This is a genomic window from Streptomyces sp. NPDC033216, assembly GCF_055577115.1.
Map to the genome: position 1 here is coordinate 59,400 of NZ_JBVIQK010000002.1, position 16,897 is coordinate 76,296.

The 16,897-nt window shown below is 68.4% G+C and carries 23 protein-coding genes; 21 read left to right on the forward strand and 2 right to left on the reverse strand.

Features of this window, described 5'->3' with window-relative positions:
- Window position 1 precedes the first annotated feature (1 nt).
- The 17 genes from ACZ5Y0_RS03740 to truA all read left to right on the forward strand — a co-directional run bounded on the left by ACZ5Y0_RS03740 (window position 2) and on the right by truA (window position 10,779).
- Window positions 2-187, forward strand: coding sequence for a type Z 30S ribosomal protein S14 (locus ACZ5Y0_RS03740; RefSeq protein ID WP_003948630.1), 186 nt, complete (start codon window positions 2-4; stop codon window positions 185-187).
- 210 nt (window positions 188-397) lie between these two features.
- Window positions 398-796 carry a 30S ribosomal protein S8 gene (rpsH, locus tag ACZ5Y0_RS03745; protein ID WP_073491923.1) on the forward strand — a complete coding sequence of 133 codons (399 nt, stop codon included), beginning with the start codon at window positions 398-400 and terminating at the stop codon, window positions 794-796.
- A 24-nt stretch (window positions 797-820) separates the two neighbouring features.
- On the forward strand, window positions 821-1,360 hold the full coding sequence (gene rplF / locus ACZ5Y0_RS03750; RefSeq protein WP_099969705.1) for a 50S ribosomal protein L6: 540 nt from the start codon (window positions 821-823) through the stop codon (window positions 1,358-1,360).
- A 3-nt stretch (window positions 1,361-1,363) separates the two neighbouring features.
- Window positions 1,364-1,747: a 50S ribosomal protein L18 gene (gene rplR, locus ACZ5Y0_RS03755; protein WP_073491925.1), complete on the forward strand. Its 384-nt coding sequence runs from the start codon at window positions 1,364-1,366 to the stop codon at window positions 1,745-1,747.
- A 43-nt stretch (window positions 1,748-1,790) separates the two neighbouring features.
- A complete protein-coding gene (rpsE, locus tag ACZ5Y0_RS03760; protein WP_013001409.1) occupies window positions 1,791-2,399 on the forward strand; it encodes a 30S ribosomal protein S5 in 609 nt (202 codons plus the stop codon).
- A complete protein-coding gene (rpmD, locus tag ACZ5Y0_RS03765; protein WP_030788246.1) occupies window positions 2,399-2,581 on the forward strand; it encodes a 50S ribosomal protein L30 in 183 nt (60 codons plus the stop codon). Before rpsE ends, rpmD begins: the two co-directional genes overlap by 1 nt.
- A 2-nt stretch (window positions 2,582-2,583) precedes the next feature.
- The gene (gene rplO, locus ACZ5Y0_RS03770; protein WP_003974249.1) at window positions 2,584-3,039 is read left to right on the forward strand and encodes a 50S ribosomal protein L15; all 456 of its coding nucleotides are present in this window, start codon (window positions 2,584-2,586) and stop codon (window positions 3,037-3,039) included.
- 244 nt (window positions 3,040-3,283) lie between these two features.
- A complete protein-coding gene (gene secY / locus ACZ5Y0_RS03775; RefSeq protein WP_469127002.1) occupies window positions 3,284-4,597 on the forward strand; it encodes a preprotein translocase subunit SecY in 1,314 nt (437 codons plus the stop codon).
- The gene (locus tag ACZ5Y0_RS03780) at window positions 4,597-5,259 is read left to right on the forward strand and encodes an adenylate kinase (RefSeq protein WP_469127003.1); all 663 of its coding nucleotides are present in this window, start codon (window positions 4,597-4,599) and stop codon (window positions 5,257-5,259) included. The genes secY and ACZ5Y0_RS03780 overlap by 1 nt, the downstream gene beginning before the upstream one ends.
- A 103-nt stretch (window positions 5,260-5,362) precedes the next feature.
- A complete protein-coding gene (map, locus tag ACZ5Y0_RS03785; RefSeq protein ID WP_469127493.1) occupies window positions 5,363-6,199 on the forward strand; it encodes a type I methionyl aminopeptidase in 837 nt (278 codons plus the stop codon).
- Window positions 6,200-6,483: 284 nt separating this feature from the next.
- The gene (infA, locus tag ACZ5Y0_RS03790; protein ID WP_004927214.1) at window positions 6,484-6,705 is read left to right on the forward strand and encodes a translation initiation factor IF-1; all 222 of its coding nucleotides are present in this window, start codon (window positions 6,484-6,486) and stop codon (window positions 6,703-6,705) included.
- Window positions 6,706-6,776: 71 nt separating this feature from the next.
- On the forward strand, window positions 6,777-6,890 hold the full coding sequence (rpmJ, locus tag ACZ5Y0_RS03795; protein ID WP_003998809.1) for a 50S ribosomal protein L36: 114 nt from the start codon (window positions 6,777-6,779) through the stop codon (window positions 6,888-6,890).
- A 198-nt stretch (window positions 6,891-7,088) separates the two neighbouring features.
- A complete protein-coding gene (gene rpsM, locus ACZ5Y0_RS03800; RefSeq protein WP_020132619.1) occupies window positions 7,089-7,469 on the forward strand; it encodes a 30S ribosomal protein S13 in 381 nt (126 codons plus the stop codon).
- A gap of 64 nt (window positions 7,470-7,533) precedes the next feature.
- Complete coding sequence (rpsK, locus tag ACZ5Y0_RS03805; RefSeq protein WP_010354218.1) at window positions 7,534-7,938, forward strand: 30S ribosomal protein S11; 405 nt, start codon at window positions 7,534-7,536, stop codon at window positions 7,936-7,938.
- A 223-nt stretch (window positions 7,939-8,161) separates the two neighbouring features.
- Entirely contained in the window at window positions 8,162-9,184 is a 1,023-nt protein-coding gene (locus ACZ5Y0_RS03810) for a DNA-directed RNA polymerase subunit alpha (RefSeq protein WP_003966937.1), read from the forward strand.
- 142 nt (window positions 9,185-9,326) lie between these two features.
- Window positions 9,327-9,851: a 50S ribosomal protein L17 gene (rplQ, locus tag ACZ5Y0_RS03815; protein WP_469127004.1), complete on the forward strand. Its 525-nt coding sequence runs from the start codon at window positions 9,327-9,329 to the stop codon at window positions 9,849-9,851.
- A gap of 73 nt (window positions 9,852-9,924) precedes the next feature.
- A complete protein-coding gene (gene truA / locus ACZ5Y0_RS03820) occupies window positions 9,925-10,779 on the forward strand; it encodes a tRNA pseudouridine(38-40) synthase TruA (protein WP_469127005.1) in 855 nt (284 codons plus the stop codon).
- Window positions 10,780-10,797: 18 nt separating this feature from the next.
- Here truA and ACZ5Y0_RS03825 read toward each other — a convergent pair whose 3' ends face one another.
- Entirely contained in the window at window positions 10,798-11,676 is an 879-nt protein-coding gene (locus ACZ5Y0_RS03825; RefSeq protein ID WP_469127006.1) for a hypothetical protein, read from the reverse strand.
- Window positions 11,677-11,750: 74 nt separating this feature from the next.
- Between ACZ5Y0_RS03825 and ACZ5Y0_RS03830 the strand changes: the two genes are divergently transcribed.
- From ACZ5Y0_RS03830 to glmM, 4 genes are all read left to right on the forward strand, one after another.
- Window positions 11,751-12,986, forward strand: a complete 1,236-nt coding sequence (locus ACZ5Y0_RS03830; RefSeq protein ID WP_469127007.1) for a glycosyltransferase 87 family protein — start codon at window positions 11,751-11,753, stop codon at window positions 12,984-12,986.
- 243 nt (window positions 12,987-13,229) lie between these two features.
- Window positions 13,230-13,673 carry a 50S ribosomal protein L13 gene (rplM, locus tag ACZ5Y0_RS03835; protein WP_363089041.1) on the forward strand — a complete coding sequence of 148 codons (444 nt, stop codon included), beginning with the start codon at window positions 13,230-13,232 and terminating at the stop codon, window positions 13,671-13,673.
- 44 nt (window positions 13,674-13,717) lie between these two features.
- Window positions 13,718-14,230: a 30S ribosomal protein S9 gene (gene rpsI, locus ACZ5Y0_RS03840; RefSeq protein ID WP_356560302.1), complete on the forward strand. Its 513-nt coding sequence runs from the start codon at window positions 13,718-13,720 to the stop codon at window positions 14,228-14,230.
- A 250-nt stretch (window positions 14,231-14,480) separates the two neighbouring features.
- Window positions 14,481-15,839, forward strand: a complete 1,359-nt coding sequence (glmM, locus tag ACZ5Y0_RS03845) for a phosphoglucosamine mutase (RefSeq protein WP_469127008.1) — start codon at window positions 14,481-14,483, stop codon at window positions 15,837-15,839.
- 99 nt (window positions 15,840-15,938) lie between these two features.
- Here glmM and ACZ5Y0_RS03850 read toward each other — a convergent pair whose 3' ends face one another.
- Window positions 15,939-16,871, reverse strand: a complete 933-nt coding sequence (locus tag ACZ5Y0_RS03850) for a DUF389 domain-containing protein (RefSeq protein WP_469127009.1) — start codon at window positions 16,869-16,871, stop codon at window positions 15,939-15,941.
- Between the last annotated feature and the right edge of the window lie 26 nt (window positions 16,872-16,897).

Here is a 16,897-nt window from a genome sequence, read left to right on the forward strand (position 1 = left end):
GATGGCGAAGAAGGCTCTGATTGCCAAGGCTGCTCGTAAGCCCAAGTTCGGAGTACGCGGCTACACGCGCTGCCAGCGCTGCGGCCGTCCGCACTCCGTGTACCGCAAGTTCGGCCTGTGCCGCGTGTGCCTTCGTGAGATGGCTCACCGTGGCGAGCTGCCGGGCGTGACCAAGAGCTCCTGGTAATCCCGGTAATTCGGGATTCCTGAGCTCTCGGTAAGTAAAGGGCAGTGTCAGGTGCCCACCCCTTCATGGCTTAGGCTAGGAGGGTTGGGCGCCTGACGCCCGTACGACTTACTACGCCGTAGGTCCACCGCGCCGCACCCGTCCCGTCTCGGATCGGGGAGAGGGATGGCGCACCAGGAAACCCCGGCGAGAGAGGCCACAGGCCAACTCATGACCATGACTGATCCGATCGCAGACATGCTGACGCGTCTGCGGAACGCGAACTCGGCGTACCACGACTCCGTGACGATGCCGGCATCGAAGATCAAGTCTCACATCGCGGAGATCCTCCAGCAGGAGGGCTTCATCACGGGCTGGAAGATCGAGGACGCCGAGGTGGGCAAGAACCTCACCCTCGAGCTGAAGTTCGGTCCGAACCGTGAGCGCTCCATCGCGGGCATCAAGCGGATCTCCAAGCCCGGTCTCCGGGTTTACGCGAAGTCCACCTCCCTGCCCAAGGTGCTGGGCGGCCTCGGCGTGGCGATCATCTCCACGTCGCACGGTCTCCTCACCGACAAGCAGGCCGGCAAGAAGGGCGTAGGCGGAGAAGTTCTCGCCTACGTCTGGTAGCGGAAGGGAACGGAGGAAACAGCTATGTCGCGCATTGGCAAGCTCCCTATCACGGTTCCCGCCGGCGTGGACGTCACCATCGACGGCCAGACGGTTTCGGTCAAGGGCCCCAAGGGCTCGCTGACCCACACCGTCGTCGCGCCGATCGAGATCGCCAAGGGTGAGGACGGCGTTCTGAACGTCACCCGCCCCAACGACGAGCGTCAGAGCAAGGCCCTGCACGGCCTGTCCCGCACGCTGGTGGCGAACATGATCACCGGCGTGACCCAGGGTTACGTGAAGAAGCTCGAAATCAGTGGTGTCGGTTACCGCGTGACCGCCAAGGGCTCGAACCTCGAGTTCGCGCTCGGTTACAGCCACCCGATCACCGTCGAGGCCCCCGAGGGGATCACCTTCAAGGTGGAGACCCCGACCCGATTCCAGGTCGAGGGCATCGACAAGCAGAAGGTCGGCGAGGTTGCGGCCAACATCCGCAAGCTGCGCAAGCCCGACCCGTACAAGGCCAAGGGTGTCAAGTACGAGGGCGAAGTCATCCGCCGCAAGGTCGGAAAGGCGGGTAAGTAAGCCATGGCATACGGGCAGAAGATCCTGAAGGGCGACGCCTACAAGCGCGCCGCGATCAAGCGCCGTCACATCCGGATCCGCAAGCGGATCGCCGGTACGTCGGAGCGCCCGCGTCTGGTCGTGACTCGCTCCAACCGCCACATCGTGGCGCAGGTGATCGACGACCTGAAGGGCCACACCCTGGCTTCGGCGTCCACGCTGGACACGTCGATCCGCGGTGCGGAGGGCGACAAGTCGGCGCAGGCCAAGCAGGTCGGCGCCCTGGTCGCGGAGCGTGCCAAGGCCGCCGGTGTCGAGGCCGTCGTTTTCGACCGTGGTGGTAACCAGTACGCCGGGCGCATTGCCGCTCTGGCGGACGCAGCCCGCGAGGCCGGACTCAAGTTCTGAGTCCTGGTTCCGTAGCTAGCGGAGACAGAGAGAGGTAATTCCAATGGCTGGACCCCAGCGCCGCGGTGGCGGTGCCGGTGGCGGCGAGCGGCGGGACCGGAAGGGCCGTGACGGTGGCGCAGCTGCCGCCGAGAAGACCGCGTACGTTGAGCGCGTTGTCGCGATCAACCGCGTCGCCAAGGTAGTGAAGGGTGGTCGTCGCTTCAGCTTCACCGCGCTGGTCGTGGTGGGCGATGGTGACGGCACCGTCGGTGTCGGTTACGGCAAGGCCAAGGAGGTGCCGGCCGCCATCGCCAAGGGTGTTGAGGAGGCCAAGAAGCACTTCTTCAAGGTCCCCCGTATCCAGGGCACCATCCCGCACCCGATCACGGGTGAGAAGGCGGCGGGCGTCGTCCTGCTCAAGCCGGCGTCCCCCGGTACCGGCGTTATCGCCGGTGGCCCGGTGCGTGCCGTGCTCGAGTGCGCCGGCGTTCACGACATCCTGTCGAAGTCGCTCGGTTCGTCGAACGCGATCAACATCGTGCACGCGACCGTGGAGGCCCTGAAGGGCCTGCAGCGTCCCGAGGAGATCGCGGCTCGCCGTGGTCTGCCGCTCGAGGACGTCGCTCCCGCGGCCCTGCTGCGTGCGCGTGCCGGGGCTGGTGCTGCGTAATGGCTCAGCTCAAGATCACGCAGACGAAGTCGTACATCGGCAGCAAGCAGAACCACCGTGACACCCTGCGTTCGCTCGGGCTCAAGCGCCTGAACGACGTGGTCGTCAAGGAGGACCGCCCCGAGTTCCGCGGAATGGTGCACACCGTCCGCCACCTCGTGACGGTCGAGGAGGTCGACTGATCATGGCGGAGAACAACCCGCTCAAGATCCACAACCTCCGTCCCGCCCCGGGCGCCAAGACCGCCAAGACCCGTGTGGGTCGTGGTGAGGCGTCGAAGGGTAAGACGGCCGGTCGTGGTACCAAGGGCACGAAGGCCCGTTACCAGGTTCCGGAGCGCTTCGAGGGTGGGCAGATGCCCCTCCACATGCGTCTTCCGAAGCTCAAGGGCTTCAAGAACCCGTTCAAGACCGAGTTCCAGGTCGTGAACCTCGACAAGCTGGCGGCGCTGTACCCGGAGGGTGGCGAGGTCACCGTCGAGGGTCTCGTCGCCAAGGGTGCCGTTCGCAAGAACAGCCTCGTCAAGGTCCTCGGCCAGGGCGAGATCTCCGTGGCGCTCCAGGTGACGGTCGACGCCGTCTCCGGGTCCGCCAAGGAGAAGATCACCGCCGCAGGCGGAACCGTCACCGAGCTCGTCTGAACACCACAGGCGCCTCGATGACTTGAGCGATCCCGACCGGGGATACCCCACAAATGGGGTATCCCCGGTTGGTCGTTCCTAGGGTGGCAGTGTCGCCGGTAAGGTGACCTGCACTGCCCTCTTTCACATGGTGCTTCAGATGGGGCACCTTGGGCGGCAGTCGACCGTTACACATGTCGTTGTCTTATTGGAACCTCAACACCGTCACCCTTGACGCAGACGCGCGGGGGTCGCAGGAGGCACCGTGCTCACCGCGTTCGCCCGGGCGTTCAGGACGCCCGACCTGCGCAAGAAGCTGCTCTTCACGCTCGGCATCATCGTGGTCTACCGGGTCGGCACGCACGTCCCGATTCCGGGCGTCGACTACAAGAGCGTCCAGACCTGCGTGGACGAGGCATCCGGCAACCAGGGCCTCTTCGGTCTGGTCAACATGTTCAGCGGCGGCGCGCTGCTGCAGATCACGATCTTCGCGCTGGGCATCATGCCGTACATCACGGCGAGCATCATCCTTCAGCTGCTGACCGTGGTGATCCCGCGTCTGGAAGCGCTCAAGAAGGAGGGCCAGTCCGGTACGGCGAAGATCACGCAGTACACCCGGTACCTCACCGTGGCGCTCGCCATCCTTCAGGGCACCGGCCTGGTGGCCACCGCCCGGAGCGGCGCGCTGTTCTCGGGCTGCTCGGTGGCCGGCCAGATCGTCCCGGACCGCGCGATCTTCACCACCATCACGATGGTCATCTGCATGACCGCCGGTACGGCCATGGTCATGTGGCTCGGTGAGCTGATCACCGACCGCGGCATCGGCAACGGCATGTCGATCCTGATGTTCATCTCGATCGCCGCCACCTTCCCCTCCGCGCTGTGGGCCATCAAGAAGCAGGGCACGCTGGCCGGCGGCTGGATCGAGTTCGGCACGGTCATCCTCGTCGGCCTGGTCATGGTCGGCCTGGTGGTCTTCGTCGAGCAGGCCCAGCGCCGCATCCCCGTGCAGTACGCGAAGCGCATGATCGGCCGCCGCTCCTACGGTGGCACGTCGACGTACATCCCGCTGAAGGTGAACCAGGCCGGTGTGATCCCGGTCATCTTCGCCTCGTCGCTGCTCTACATCCCGGCACTGATCGTCCAGTTCTCCAACTCGCAGGCGGGCTGGGCGACCTGGATCACGCAGAACCTGGCGGACACGGCGGCGCCCGCGCACATCACTCTGTACTTCTTCCTGATCGTCTTCTTCGCCTTCTTCTACGTGGCCATTTCCTTCAACCCCGAGGAAGTCGCCGACAACATGAAGAAGTATGGTGGCTTCATCCCGGGCATCCGGGCTGGCCGACCGACCGCTGAGTACCTGAGCTACGTACTCAACCGGATCACCTGGCCGGGTTCGCTGTATCTGGGGCTCATCGCTCTCGTGCCGACGATGGCGTTGGCTGGTTTCGGGGCAAACCAGAACTTCCCGTTCGGTGGCACCAGCATCCTGATCATCGTGGGTGTGGGGCTCGAGACGGTGAAGCAGATCGAGAGCCAGCTCCAGCAGCGCAATTACGAAGGGTTCCTCCGCTGATGCGTATCGTCCTCGTCGGGCCGCCGGGTGCCGGTAAGGGAACGCAGGCCACTCGCCTTGCCGAGAAGCTGCGCGTACCCCACATCTCCACGGGCGACCTGTTCCGCGCCAACATCAGCCAGCAGACGGAACTCGGGAAACTCGCGAAGTCCTACATGGACGCCGGCAACCTCGTCCCCGACGAGGTCACCATCGCCATGGCGAAGGACCGCATGGAGCAGCCGGACGCCGAGCGCGGCTTCCTGCTCGACGGTTTCCCGCGCAATGTCTCGCAGGCCGAGGCGCTGGACGAGCTCCTCACCACCGAGGGCATCGTGCTGGACGCGGTACTGGACCTGGAGGCCCCCGAGGAGGAGGTCGTCAAGCGGATCGCCGGCCGGCGCATCTGCCGCAACGACTCCTCGCACGTCTTCCACGTGACGTACAAGAAGCCGTCGAAGGACGGCGTCTGCGACGTCTGTGGCGGGGAGCTGTACCAGCGCGACGACGACTCCGAGGAGACCGTCCGCACGCGGCTGGAGGTCTACCACACGCAGACCGAGCCGATCATCGACTACTACAAGGCGCAGGGCCTGGTCGTCACGATCGAGGCCATGGGCCCGGTGGACGAGGTCACCGGCCGCGCGCTGGCGGCACTGAAGCGCGAGGACGGCGGCCAGTAGGTTCGGCCCCGGTACGGCCGTGGAGTCCTCCGGGACGCCACGGCCGTACTGTTGTGTACGTATGTCATCGACCGACCTGAGTGACGGAGAGCGCAGGCCCCCCATGGTGCAGATCAAGAGCCCCGAGCAGATCGCCAAGATGCGTGCGGCGGGCCTGGTCGTCGCCGCCATCCACGCGGCGACGCGGGAAGCGGCGGTGCCGGGGGCGACGACGAAGGACCTCGACGAGGTCGCCCGCAAGGTCCTCGCCGAGCACGGCGCGAAGTCGAACTTCCTCGGCTACGGCGGTTTCCCCGCGACCATCTGCACCTCCGTGAACGACGTCGTCGTCCACGGCATCCCCTCCGACGAGGTCGTCCTCAAGGACGGGGACGTCATCTCGATCGACTGCGGCGCGATCGTCGACGGCTGGCACGGCGACGCCGCCTACACGGCCTTCGTCGGCTCCGGTCACGCCCCCGAGCTGATCGAGCTCTCGCGGGTGACCGAGGAGTCGATGTGGGCCGGCATCGCGGCGATGAAGCCGGGCAACCGGCTGGTCGACGTGTCGCGGGCCATCGAGACGTACATCCGTCGCCAGCCGAAGCCGGGCGGCGGACGCTACGGCATCATCGAGGACTACGGCGGCCACGGCATCGGCACCGAGATGCACATGGACCCCCATCTGCTGAACTACGTCGACCGCAAGCGGGGCAAGGGGCCCAAGCTGGTTCCCGGCTTCTGCCTGGCCATCGAGCCGATGGTGTCGCTGGGGACGCCGCGCACGGAGGTTCTCGCGGACGACTGGACCGTCATCACGACGGACGGCACCTGGTCGTCGCACTGGGAGCACTCGGTGGCGCTGACCGAGCAGGGGCCGCTTGTGCTGACCGCTGTGGACGGTGGCAGGGCGAAGCTGGCCGAGCACGGGATCACGGCCGCGCCGGACCCGTTGGGCTAGAGGCGCCGGGCGGGGGTTCGAGGTGTCTCGCCCCCGCCGCCCCTTCCCGCCCCGACCCGGGGGCCGCCCCCGGATCCCCTTCCTCCCCTCGACGGGCCTCGTCCTCCATCGCGACGGGCTCAGGCCGCTTAAAAATCTCCTGAGCGGGGCAGACTTCCCCGATTCGTGTTTCCGGGTGCGCTGACGTAGACTGACTCGTCGGCTCTTGTGCACCCGCATGTCTGTATGCGCCCGTAAGGGAACGCCCAGGAGTCGATCAAGGTAGTCGATTCGAAGGGCGAAGCGTGGCCAAGAAGCAAGGTGCCATCGAGATCGAGGGCACTGTCGTCGAGTCTCTTCCGAACGCCATGTTCAGGGTTGAGCTCCAGAACGGCCACCAGGTCCTGGCGCACATCAGCGGCAAGATGCGCATGCACTACATCCGCATCCTCCCTGACGACCGGGTCGTGGTGGAGCTGTCTCCGTACGACCTGACGCGTGGCCGGATCGTCTACCGGTACAAGTAGATCTTGCCCAGGCCCCTCCGTGCGTTCCCGCACGGGGTGACCGGCAACTGACCCGGAGAACCTCACATCCCATGAAGGTCAAGCCGAGCGTCAAGAAGATCTGCGACAAGTGCAGGGTGATCCGCCGTCATGGTCGGGTCATGGTGATCTGCGAGAACCCGCGCCACAAGCAGCGCCAGGGCTGATCGCACGTCCCACCCTCTGCTCACGCAGAGCTTCGCGCGACGCGAGCTGAATTGTTCATACGCAGAACCCAGACCTTGGTCTGACACCCCCGGTTCGGAGGCCGGGGACCCAGTCCGTACCAAATCTTCCCAGGGAAGAGGCCGGCGGCTGGGAGGCGGTTCTGCGGAAGACCTCCGAAGATCACCAGGAGCCATTGAATGGCACGCGTTTCCGGTGTTGACATCCCGCGCGAAAAGCGCGTGGAGGTCGCCCTCACCTACGTGTTCGGCATCGGCCGGACCCTGTCCCAGGAGACGCTGGCTGCGACCGGCGTCGACCCCAACACCCGCGTTCGCGACCTCTCCGAGGAGCAGCTCGTCGCGATCCGCGAGTACGTGGACGCCAACATCAAGACCGAGGGTGACCTCCGTCGCGAGATCCAGGCCGACATCCGCCGCAAGGTCGAGATCGGCTGCTACCAGGGTCTTCGCCACCGTCGGGGTCTGCCCGTCCGCGGTCAGCGCACCAGCACGAACGCTCGTACCCGCAAGGGCCCGCGTCGCGCCATTGCCGGCAAGAAGAAGCCGGGCAAGAAGTAGTCCTCAGCGGACGCTTATCAGCGGTCTTCGCTGTAGGACCGACCACCTCCCGTAGGAGTAATAGATGCCCCCCAAGGGTCGTCAGGGCGCTGCCAAGAAGGTGCGCCGCAAGGAAAAGAAGAACGTCGCGCACGGCCAGGCGCACATCAAGAGCACGTTCAACAACACGATCGTGTCCATCACGGACCCGGCCGGAAACGTGATCTCGTGGGCCTCCGCCGGCCACGTCGGTTTCAAGGGCTCGCGCAAGTCCACGCCGTTCGCCGCGCAGATGGCCGCCGAGTCGGCTGCCCGTCGCGCGCAGGAGCACGGCATGCGCAAGGTCGACGTGTTCGTCAAGGGTCCGGGCGCCGGTCGTGAGACCGCCATCCGTTCCCTCCAGGCCACGGGCCTCGAGGTCGGCTCCATCCAGGACGTCACCCCGACCCCGCACAACGGCTGCCGTCCGCCGAAGCGCCGCCGCGTCTGACGCACGGGCTCACGGCGGTTCGGTCGTCGGCCGGGGGTGCGGGGGTCGCTCCCCGCACGGCTCGGCACGGCTGCCGTCCGCCGAAGCACCGCCGCGTCCGACGCACGGATGCTTGCCGGACTGAGGTTGTCGGGCGGTACGGCCCTCACGGGTCGTATCGCCCGTACCCTTGTCTCATATCAGGGCGTCAAATAGCGGGCGCCCCTGACAGAAGGAACGCAACATGCTGATTGCTCAGCGTCCCTCGTTGACCGAAGAGGTCGTCGACGAATTCCGCTCCCGGTTCGTGATCGAGCCGCTGGAGCCGGGCTTCGGCTACACCCTCGGCAACTCCCTCCGCCGGACCCTCCTGTCCTCGATCCCGGGTGCGGCGGTCACGTCCATCCGCATCGACGGCGTGCTGCACGAGTTCACCACCGTGCCGGGCGTCAAGGAGGACGTCACCGACCTGATCCTCAACATCAAGCAGCTGGTCGTCTCCTCGGAGCACGACGAGCCGGTCGTGATGTACCTGCGCAAGCAGGGCCCGGGTCTGGTCACCGCCGCCGACATCGCGCCCCCGGCCGGTGTCGAGGTGCACAACCCCGACCTCGTCCTCGCCACGCTCAACGGCAAGGGCAAGCTCGAGATGGAGCTGACGGTCGAGCGCGGCCGCGGTTACGTCTCCGCCGTGCAGAACAAGCAGGTCGGTCAGGAGATCGGGCGCATCCCGGTCGACTCGATCTACTCGCCGGTTCTCAAGGTCACGTACAAGGTCGAGGCGACGCGTGTCGAGCAGCGCACCGACTTCGACAAGCTGATCGTCGACGTCGAGACCAAGCAGGCGATGCGTCCGCGCGACGCCATGGCCTCCGCCGGTAAGACGCTGGTCGAGCTGTTCGGTCTCGCCCGCGAGCTGAACATCGACGCCGAGGGCATCGACATGGGCCCGTCCCCCACTGACGCCGCCCTCGCCGCTGATCTCGCCCTGCCGATCGAGGAGCTGGAGCTCACCGTTCGGTCGTACAACTGCCTCAAGCGTGAGGGCATCCACTCCGTGGGTGAACTGGTCGCGCGTTCCGAGGCCGACCTGCTCGACATCCGCAACTTCGGTGCGAAGTCGATCGACGAGGTCAAGGCGAAGCTGGCCGGCATGGGCCTCGCGCTCAAGGACAGCCCGCCCGGATTCGACCCGACCGCCGCCGCCGACGCCTTCGGCGCGGACGACGACGCGGACGCCGGGTTCGTCGAGACCGAGCAGTACTGATCCGTTTCGGCTGCGGGACCGCTCTGGCGGTCGCGCAGTTCCCCGCGCCCCCTGGGGCGCGGGGTCTCCGACGGGCGACCGCCCGCTCGGATACTGACTTCGGTACCTGATACGGCCGGGGCAGACACTGAGGAGAAAGACCATGCCGAAGCCCGCCAAGGGTGCCCGTCTGGGCGGCAGTGCCGCGCACGAGAAGATGCTTCTCGCGAACCTCGCGAAGCAGCTGTTCGAGCACGGCCGCATCACCACCACCGAGGCGAAGGCCCGCCGTCTGCGGCCGTACGCCGAGCGTCTGGTCACCAAGGCGAAGAAGGGTGACCTTCACAACCGCCGCCAGGTGCTCCAGGTCATCTCGGACAAGAGCATCGTGCACACGCTCTTCACCGAGATCGGCCCGCGCTACGAGAACCGTCCGGGTGGCTACACCCGTATCACCAAGATCGGTAACCGCCGTGGCGACAACGCGCCCATGGCTGTCATCGAGCTGGTCGAGGCGCTGACGGTGGCGCAGCAGGCGACCGGTGAGGCCGAGGCCGCGACGAAGCGTGCGGTCAAGGAAGACTCCCTGAAGAAGGACGAGGCCGCCGAGGCCAAGTCCGACGAGGTCGTCGAGGACGGCGCCGAGGCCAAGGCCGAGGGCGCGTCCGAGGAGTCGAAGGACGCCTGAGGCTCTGCCTTGCGTTTGAGCGGGTCCGCCCTCCGGGGCGGGCCCGCTCTCGCGTTGTTGAGAGGATCTAGGGGTGAGTGACGAAGTACAGCCCGGGTTCGTACGGGTGCGGCTGGACCTGTCCTACGACGGGACGGACTTCTCCGGGTGGGCCAAGCAGGCCGGCGGGCGGCGGACCGTGCAGGGCGAGATCGAGGACGCCCTGCGGACCGTCACGCGGTCCAGGGAGACGTACGAGCTGACCGTGGCCGGGCGCACCGACGCGGGTGTGCACGCGCGGGGGCAGGTCGCGCACGTCGATCTGCCGAGCGAGGTCTGGGTGGAGCATCACGCCAAGCTGCTCAAGCGGCTCGCCGGGCGGCTCCCCAAGGACGTACGGGTGTGGGCGCTGCGGGAGGCGCCCGGTGGCTTCAACGCGCGGTTCTCCGCGGTCTGGCGGCGCTACGCCTACCGGGTCACCGACAATCCGGGCGGGGTCGACCCGCTGCTGCGCGGGCATGTCCTCTGGCACGACTGGCCCCTCGACGTCGACGCCATGAACGAGGCCGCCGCGCGGCTGCTCGGGGAGCACGACTTCGCCGCCTACTGCAAGCGGCGGGAGGGGGCGACCACGATCCGCACGCTCCAGGAGCTGAGCCTGGTGCGCGGTGACGACGGGATCGTCACGGCGACCGTGCGGGCCGACGCCTTCTGCCACAACATGGTGCGCTCGCTGATCGGTGCGCTGCTGTTCGTGGGGGACGGGCACCGGGGTCCGGAGTGGCCGGGGAAGGTGCTGGCCGCGGGCGTACGGGACTCGGCGGTGCATGTCGTGCGGCCGCACGGCCTGACGCTGGAGGAGGTCGGCTATCCGGCCGACGAACTGCTGGCCGCGCGCAGCAGGGAGGCGCGGAACAGGCGGACGCTGCCCGGGGCCGGGTGCTGCTGACCCGCCCCGGGGAGTGGGTCACTGGTTCGCCGCCGCCGATGCCTGGGTCTCGCCGCGGCGGCGGATCTGCTGGAACGCGAACTGCGCGAGGCCGTCTCCGGCGGCGAAGACCTGGGTGTCCTTCGTCGTCACGTCCTTGCCGTCGGTGAAGCCCGTGATCGTGAAGTAGGCGTAGCGGCCGTAGGAGTTGGTCGTCGAGCGGCAGATCGCGCCGGCGCAGAAGGACTTGGCACCGGTGCCGGACAGCGCCTTGATGATGCTGCTCTTGTCGGCCTGGCCCTTGGCCTTGAGTGCCTGGGCCTCGGTGTCGAAGACGGCCACGCCGACCGTCACGGCGACGCTGTCCTTGACGTACGTGACGCGCATCAGGCGGGTGCAGCCGTTGGCGGTCAGCACCGGGGGCAGGGTGCCCTGGGCGGCGGTGACGCAGTTGGTGGTGTCGGCCTTCGCGGCCTTCTTGTAGACGGCCGAGCCCATCGTCAGCTGTCTGCCGGGGAACATGATGTCCGGGCCGTTGGGCGCGCTGTCCTTGGCCTTGCTGGAGACGAACTCCTTCGGGTCCAGCGGCGGCGGGGCACTGGTCGGGGCGAAGGACGGGGTGGCGGACGCGGTCGGCAGGCCGGCGGTGGCGGGCAGCGAGGAGGCCGGCCGGTTGGACGCCTCGTCACCGCCGTTCGCCGACACGACGGCCATGGCCACGGCGGTGCCCACGCCCAGCGTCGCGAGCACGCCCCCGCCTATCAGCAGCAGCCGGCGGCGCTTGTTGCGCGACTCCGACGCCTCGGCGAGCGCGGCCCAGTCCGGCGCCGGGTCCGTGGCGCCGCTGGTCCACGGCTGCTGGGAGTTCGGCTTCCACGGATCCCACTGGGACGGAGGTCCCCCCTGCCCATAGCTCATGGGCCGCATCTTAGACGGGGCCGGAGGTGTGCTGTTCCGCCTCAACCGGCTCCGCTGCCCCTAGCGTTCGGGGAATGAGTACGGGCAAAGACGACATCTCAGGGTGGTTGGTGCGGCGTTCCCCCTGGCCGCCGTGGCTGGGGCTGGTGGCGGTGCTCGGGGCTCTCGCGGGGCATGTGGCGCGGGCCACCCCGGACGGCGGCATGGACAACGCCATCGTCGTGCGGGCGGCACACGCCTGGCTGGCGGGACGCTCCCCGTACGACGACCCGCACTTCCTGTATCTGCCGGGGGCCGTCCTCGCCGCGGTGCCGCAGGCGCTGCTGGCGCCGGAGGTGCTGCGGGTGCTGGTGCCGCTGACGGTCGTGGCCTGTCTGGGGGGCGGCTGGGTGTGCGCGCTGCGGCTGCACCGGGTGCCGCTGGACAGCCGGCTCGCGGTGCTCGGGCTGACCGTGCTCGCGGCCGGCTTCGCGCCCTTCGGGCACCTGGTGCGGCTGGGCAACTGGACGGCGACGGCGGTCCTGGCCCTGCCGCTGGTGCTGCTGCTGGCGAGCCGGGGCCGCTGGACGGCGGCGGGCGCGGTGCTCGGCGCCGCCCTGGCGCTGAAGCCGCTGCTGGCGCCGCTGGCGCTGCTGTTCCTCTTCGCGGGCCGCTGGAAGGCGCTCGCCGTCCTGGCCGCGGTCCCGGCGCTGGTCTCCGGCGCGTGCGCCCTGCTGCTGCCCGACCCGGCCGGCTTCTTCACCCGGACCCTGCCCTTCCTGCTGCACGGACAGGACGCCTTCGTACGGCTCTACGAGGCCTCCCCGGGTGCCGTGCTGCCGCGGCTGGGGGTGCCGGGGTACGCCGCCCGGGCGCTCGCGCTGGCGGCCTGTGCGGCGGGGCTGGTCGCGGCGTACCGGCGCTGGGCCGGTGCCGATCCCGGTCCGTTGAGGCTCTCCGAGACCGCGGCGGGGCTGATGCTCTCGGTGTTCCTGGTCTCACGGCCGTCGTACGACCACTATCTGGTGGTCGTGGTGCCGCTGCTGCTGGCCGGCCTGCCGTACGTGGGCTCGGTGGCGCGGGGTCCGTGGTTCTGGCTGGCGATGGTGCCGCAGCTACCCGGTCTGAGCTGGCCTTATCTGGAACAGGTGCAGCGCCGGGCCTTCAAGGACGCGGTGACGTTGTGCGCTCTGACGGTCACGCTGGCCGTCCATTCGGCCCGTCCGGGGGCGTCCCGTGGGGGAGAGGTGGGGGACGGGGCCGGTGCTCGGTGCGCAAGCGGGGGCCTGGCGGCGGCGACCCCCGGCGACGATCACATTTACACTGGGTGAGAAGAGCAGGGGATCCCGGCGTTCAAAGGCCTCGTTTTGACCAGGTCGAGTCGCCGAAGGTATCCTGCATCTTCGTTGTGTATTGGCTTGCTCATTCTCACGGGACGGGCCCTTACACCGGTCCACCGGGCCGATGACCAGCGACCTGCACGCGGTATGCGTCACCGCAGTGCGGTCAGGGCTGTCGTGATCGTCTTCGGTGACCTTGTCAGGACCACTCACTCGAAGCGAAGGCTACGAACCGTGCGTACGTACAGCCCCAAGCCCGGCGATGTGACGCGCCAGTGGCACGTCATCGACGCTCAGGACATCGTCCTGGGTCGTCTCGCCAGCACCGCCGCCTCCATCCTGCGCGGCAAGCACAAGCCGATCTACGCCCCTCACGTCGACACCGGTGACTTCGTCATCATCATCAACGCCGACAAGGTGCACCTGTCCGGCAACAAGCGGACCCAGAAGATGGCGTACCGCCACTCCGGCTACCCGGGTGGTCTGCGCTCCGTCCGTTACGACGAGCTGCTGGACAAGAACCCCGAGAAGGCCATCGAGAAGGCCGTCAAGGGCATGCTCCCGAAGAACACGCTGGGCCGTCAGATGCTCTCGAAGCTGAAGGTCTACAGGGGTGACCAGCACCCGCACGGCGCGCAGCAGCCGCAGCCGTTCGAGATCACCCAGGTCGCGCAGTAAGTCCGGCCACACCACCCCAAGCTGAAGAGAATCTGAGGAGAACCGTGGCCGAGACCACTGCCGAGCAGCCGCTCGAAGAGCTTGACATCGACAGCTACACCACCGAGTCCGAGGTGCCCGTCGAGGGCGAGTACACCTCGGAGTCGCTGGCCGGCCGCTTCGGCGACCCGCAGCCGGCCGCCGGCCTGGGCCGTCGCAAGAACGCCATCGCCCGTGTCCGGATCGTTCCGGGCACCGGCAAGTGGAAGATCAACGGTCGCACCCTCGAGGACTACTTCCCGAACAAGGTGCACCAGCAGGAAGTCAACGAGCCGTTCAAGGTCCTCGAGCTCGAGGGTCGCTACGACGTCATCGCCCGCATCGCCGGTGGCGGTGTCTCCGGCCAGGCCGGTGCGCTCCGTCTCGGTGTCGCCCGCGCGCTGAACGAGGCCGACGTCGACAACAACCGCGGTGCCCTGAAGAAGGCCGGCTTCCTCACGCGTGACGACCGTGCGGTCGAGCGCAAGAAGGCCGGTCTCAAGAAGGCCCGCAAGGCCCCGCAGTACAGCAAGCGTTAAGCTTCGCTGCCTGCTCGTACGGGTTGCGGGCCGATCGGCCCGCTCCTACGTACTCCGAACGCCCCGGCGGCACGCCACAGTGCCGTCGGGGCGTTCGTTTTCTCGCAGCTGTGGGCGTATAACGACACAAGGTGCTCAAAGGCTTGTGTGATCGGATGTTCAAGGCATCACTTGCCTGGACGCGGGAGTCGCCGCTGATCCACCGACGCGCCGCACGGCTTTCGAAACTGACGCTTCCTCAGGAGGACAAGTGGGACGACTCTTCGGCACGGACGGCGTGCGCGGTGTCGCCAACGTGGATCTCACGGCCGAGCTGGCGCTCGGACTCTCCGTCGCGGCGGCGCACGTGCTGGCCGAGGCGGGCACCTTCGAGGGCCACCGGCCGGTGGCGGTCGTCGGACGGGACCCGCGTGCCTCCGGGGAGTTCCTGGAAGCGGCCGTCGTGGCCGGCCTGGCCAGCGCGGGTGTCGACGTCCTGCGGGTCGGTGTGCTGCCGACGCCCGCGGTCGCCTACCTGACCGGCTCGCTCGGTGCCGACCTCGGCGTGATGCTCTCCGCCAGCCACAACGCCATGCCGGACAACGGTGTCAAGTTCTTCGCCCGCGGCGGCCACAAGCTCGCCGACGAGCTGGAGGACAGGATCGAGGCGGTCTACGACGAGCACCGCACCGGCGCTCCCTGGGACCGTCCGACCGGCGCCGGCGTCGGCCGCGTGCGCTCGTACGACGAGGGGTTCGACCGCTACGTCGCCCACCTGATCGCGGTCCTCCCGAACCGGCTCGACGGGCTGAAGATCGTCCTCGACGAGGCCCACGGTGCCGCCGCGCGTGTCTCGCCCGAGGCGTTCACGCGGGCCGGCGCCGAGATCGTCACGATCGGCGCCGAGCCGGACGGGCTCAACATCAACGACGGCTGCGGCTCCACCCACCTGGACAAGCTGAAGGCCGCCGTCGTCGAGCACGGGGCCGCTCTCGGTATCGCGCACGACGGTGACGCCGACCGCTGCCTCGCCGTGGACCACACCGGCGAGGAGATCGACGGGGACCAGATCCTCGCCGTGCTCGCGCTCGCGATGAAGGAGCGGGGCGCCCTGCGCTCGGACACCGTCGTCGCGACCGTCATGTCCAACCTCGGCTTCAAGCTGGCCATGGAACGCCAGGGCATCTCGCTCGTCCAGGCCGCCGTGGGCGACCGGTACGTGCTGGAGGAAATGAAGCAGCACGGGTACGCCCTCGGCGGTGAGCAGTCCGGGCACGTGATCATCCTCGACCACGCGACCACCGGTGACGGCACGCTGACCGGGCTGATGCTGGCGGCGCGGGTCGCCGAGAGCGGACGGACGCTCCGGGAGCTGGCGTCCGTCATGGAGCGGCTGCCGCAGGTGCTGATCAACGTCCCCGACGTGGACAGGTCGCGGGTCGCCAGCTCGGCCGACCTCGCGGCTGCCGTCGGCGAGGCGGAGCGGGAGCTGGGGGCCACCGGGCGGGTTCTGCTCCGGCCCTCCGGGACCGAGCCGCTGGTGCGGGTGATGGTGGAGGCGGCGGACATCGAGCAGGCTCGGTCCGTCGCGGGGCGGTTGGCCGACGCCGTGAAGTCGGCGCTCGGCTGATCGCGCGGGCCGGGTGCGGGGCGGGGGTTCCGCGAGTCGCGGACCGCGATCCGTCGTGGTCGCCCGCGCGGTTCCCCGCGCCCCTGGGGCCGGGGCTTCTCACCCGTCGCTCTTTCGCTGCCGGGACCACAGCCACTTCTGTGCCAGCAGGGTCAGGGTTCCCGCCAGGATGATGCCCAGCAGGTTCAGCAGGAGTTGCTCCGAGGAGCGCAGGGTCTGGTTGGTGTCGCCGTAGGTCAGGGCCACGGCCGCGTTGGCGGCGGCCGGGACCGTGGTGACCGAGATGGCGACGCCGACCAGGGCGCCCGACTTCGCCGAGGTGAGGGAGAGGGTGCCGGCGGCTCCCGCGAGGACCGCCACCACGAAGGAGAACCAGTCCGGGGCGTAGACGAAGCCCGTGTTCGGGCGGTCGCCCTCCAGCTGGCCCTTGGTGAACAGGCCCACGGCGTCCATGAAGACGCTGAAACCCGCCGTCACGGTCATCGCCACGGCGAAGCCCACCAGCAGGGCGATCAGGGAACGCAGGGCCAGGCGCGGGGCGCGCTGCACGGCGGCCGTGCAGATGCCCGCCAGCGGGCCGAACTCCGGACCCACCGCCATCGCGCCCACGATCAGGATCGCGTTGTCGAGCACCACGCCGCAGGCCGCGATCATGGTGGCCAGGGTGATGAAGGCGATGTAGGTGACCGAGAGGGTGGACTCCTCGTGCGTCGCGTCCACGAGGTGCTCCCACAGGACCGCGTCGGCGCCCTCGCCCGGAGCGTCGGCCTCGGCCTTGTCGGCGCGCCGGGACAGTGACAGGTCGATGTTCTCCACGGCGATCGAGCCGGTCTTCTCCAGGCCCAGTTCCTGGAGTCCGCTGAGGAGTCGGTCGCCCGCCTCGCGGGCCACGTCGCACATCACGACGTCACCCTCGGGGTCGCGGGCCGCGCCCGGCATCACCAGGAGGTGGGTGGCGCCGACCGTGTTCTCGATCAGGCGGACCGCGTCGGCGGTACTGTCGGGCGGGGTGATCAGGCGCAGGTGCAGCATGGCGCCCTTTCTAACAGGCTCAGATC

Bases quoted from the DNA above. Each gene is read 5' to 3' on its own strand.
- ACZ5Y0_RS03825 (WP_469127006.1), bottom strand. From the start codon at position 11,676: ATGAGCTATGGGCAGGGGGGACCTCCGTCCCAGTGGGATCCGTGGAAG.
- ACZ5Y0_RS03810 (WP_003966937.1), top strand. From the start codon at position 8,162: ATGCTGATTGCTCAGCGTCCCTCGTTGACCGAAGAGGTCGTCGACGAA.
- map (WP_469127493.1), top strand. From the start codon at position 5,363: ATGGTGCAGATCAAGAGCCCCGAGCAGATCGCCAAGATGCGTGCGGCG.
- rplO (WP_003974249.1), top strand. From the start codon at position 2,584: ATGGCGGAGAACAACCCGCTCAAGATCCACAACCTCCGTCCCGCCCCG.
- rpmJ (WP_003998809.1), top strand. From the start codon at position 6,777: ATGAAGGTCAAGCCGAGCGTCAAGAAGATCTGCGACAAGTGCAGGGTG.
- ACZ5Y0_RS03740 (WP_003948630.1), top strand. From the start codon at position 2: ATGGCGAAGAAGGCTCTGATTGCCAAGGCTGCTCGTAAGCCCAAGTTC.
- rplF (WP_099969705.1), top strand. From the start codon at position 821: ATGTCGCGCATTGGCAAGCTCCCTATCACGGTTCCCGCCGGCGTGGAC.
- rplR (WP_073491925.1), top strand. From the start codon at position 1,364: ATGGCATACGGGCAGAAGATCCTGAAGGGCGACGCCTACAAGCGCGCC.
- rpsH (WP_073491923.1), top strand. From the start codon at position 398: ATGACCATGACTGATCCGATCGCAGACATGCTGACGCGTCTGCGGAAC.
- rpsK (WP_010354218.1), top strand. From the start codon at position 7,534: ATGCCCCCCAAGGGTCGTCAGGGCGCTGCCAAGAAGGTGCGCCGCAAG.
- ACZ5Y0_RS03830 (WP_469127007.1), top strand. From the start codon at position 11,751: ATGAGTACGGGCAAAGACGACATCTCAGGGTGGTTGGTGCGGCGTTCC.
- rplQ (WP_469127004.1), top strand. From the start codon at position 9,327: ATGCCGAAGCCCGCCAAGGGTGCCCGTCTGGGCGGCAGTGCCGCGCAC.
- rpmD (WP_030788246.1), top strand. From the start codon at position 2,399: ATGGCTCAGCTCAAGATCACGCAGACGAAGTCGTACATCGGCAGCAAG.
- rpsM (WP_020132619.1), top strand. From the start codon at position 7,089: ATGGCACGCGTTTCCGGTGTTGACATCCCGCGCGAAAAGCGCGTGGAG.
- ACZ5Y0_RS03780 (WP_469127003.1), top strand. From the start codon at position 4,597: ATGCGTATCGTCCTCGTCGGGCCGCCGGGTGCCGGTAAGGGAACGCAG.
- ACZ5Y0_RS03850 (WP_469127009.1), bottom strand. From the start codon at position 16,871: ATGCTGCACCTGCGCCTGATCACCCCGCCCGACAGTACCGCCGACGCG.
- rpsE (WP_013001409.1), top strand. From the start codon at position 1,791: ATGGCTGGACCCCAGCGCCGCGGTGGCGGTGCCGGTGGCGGCGAGCGG.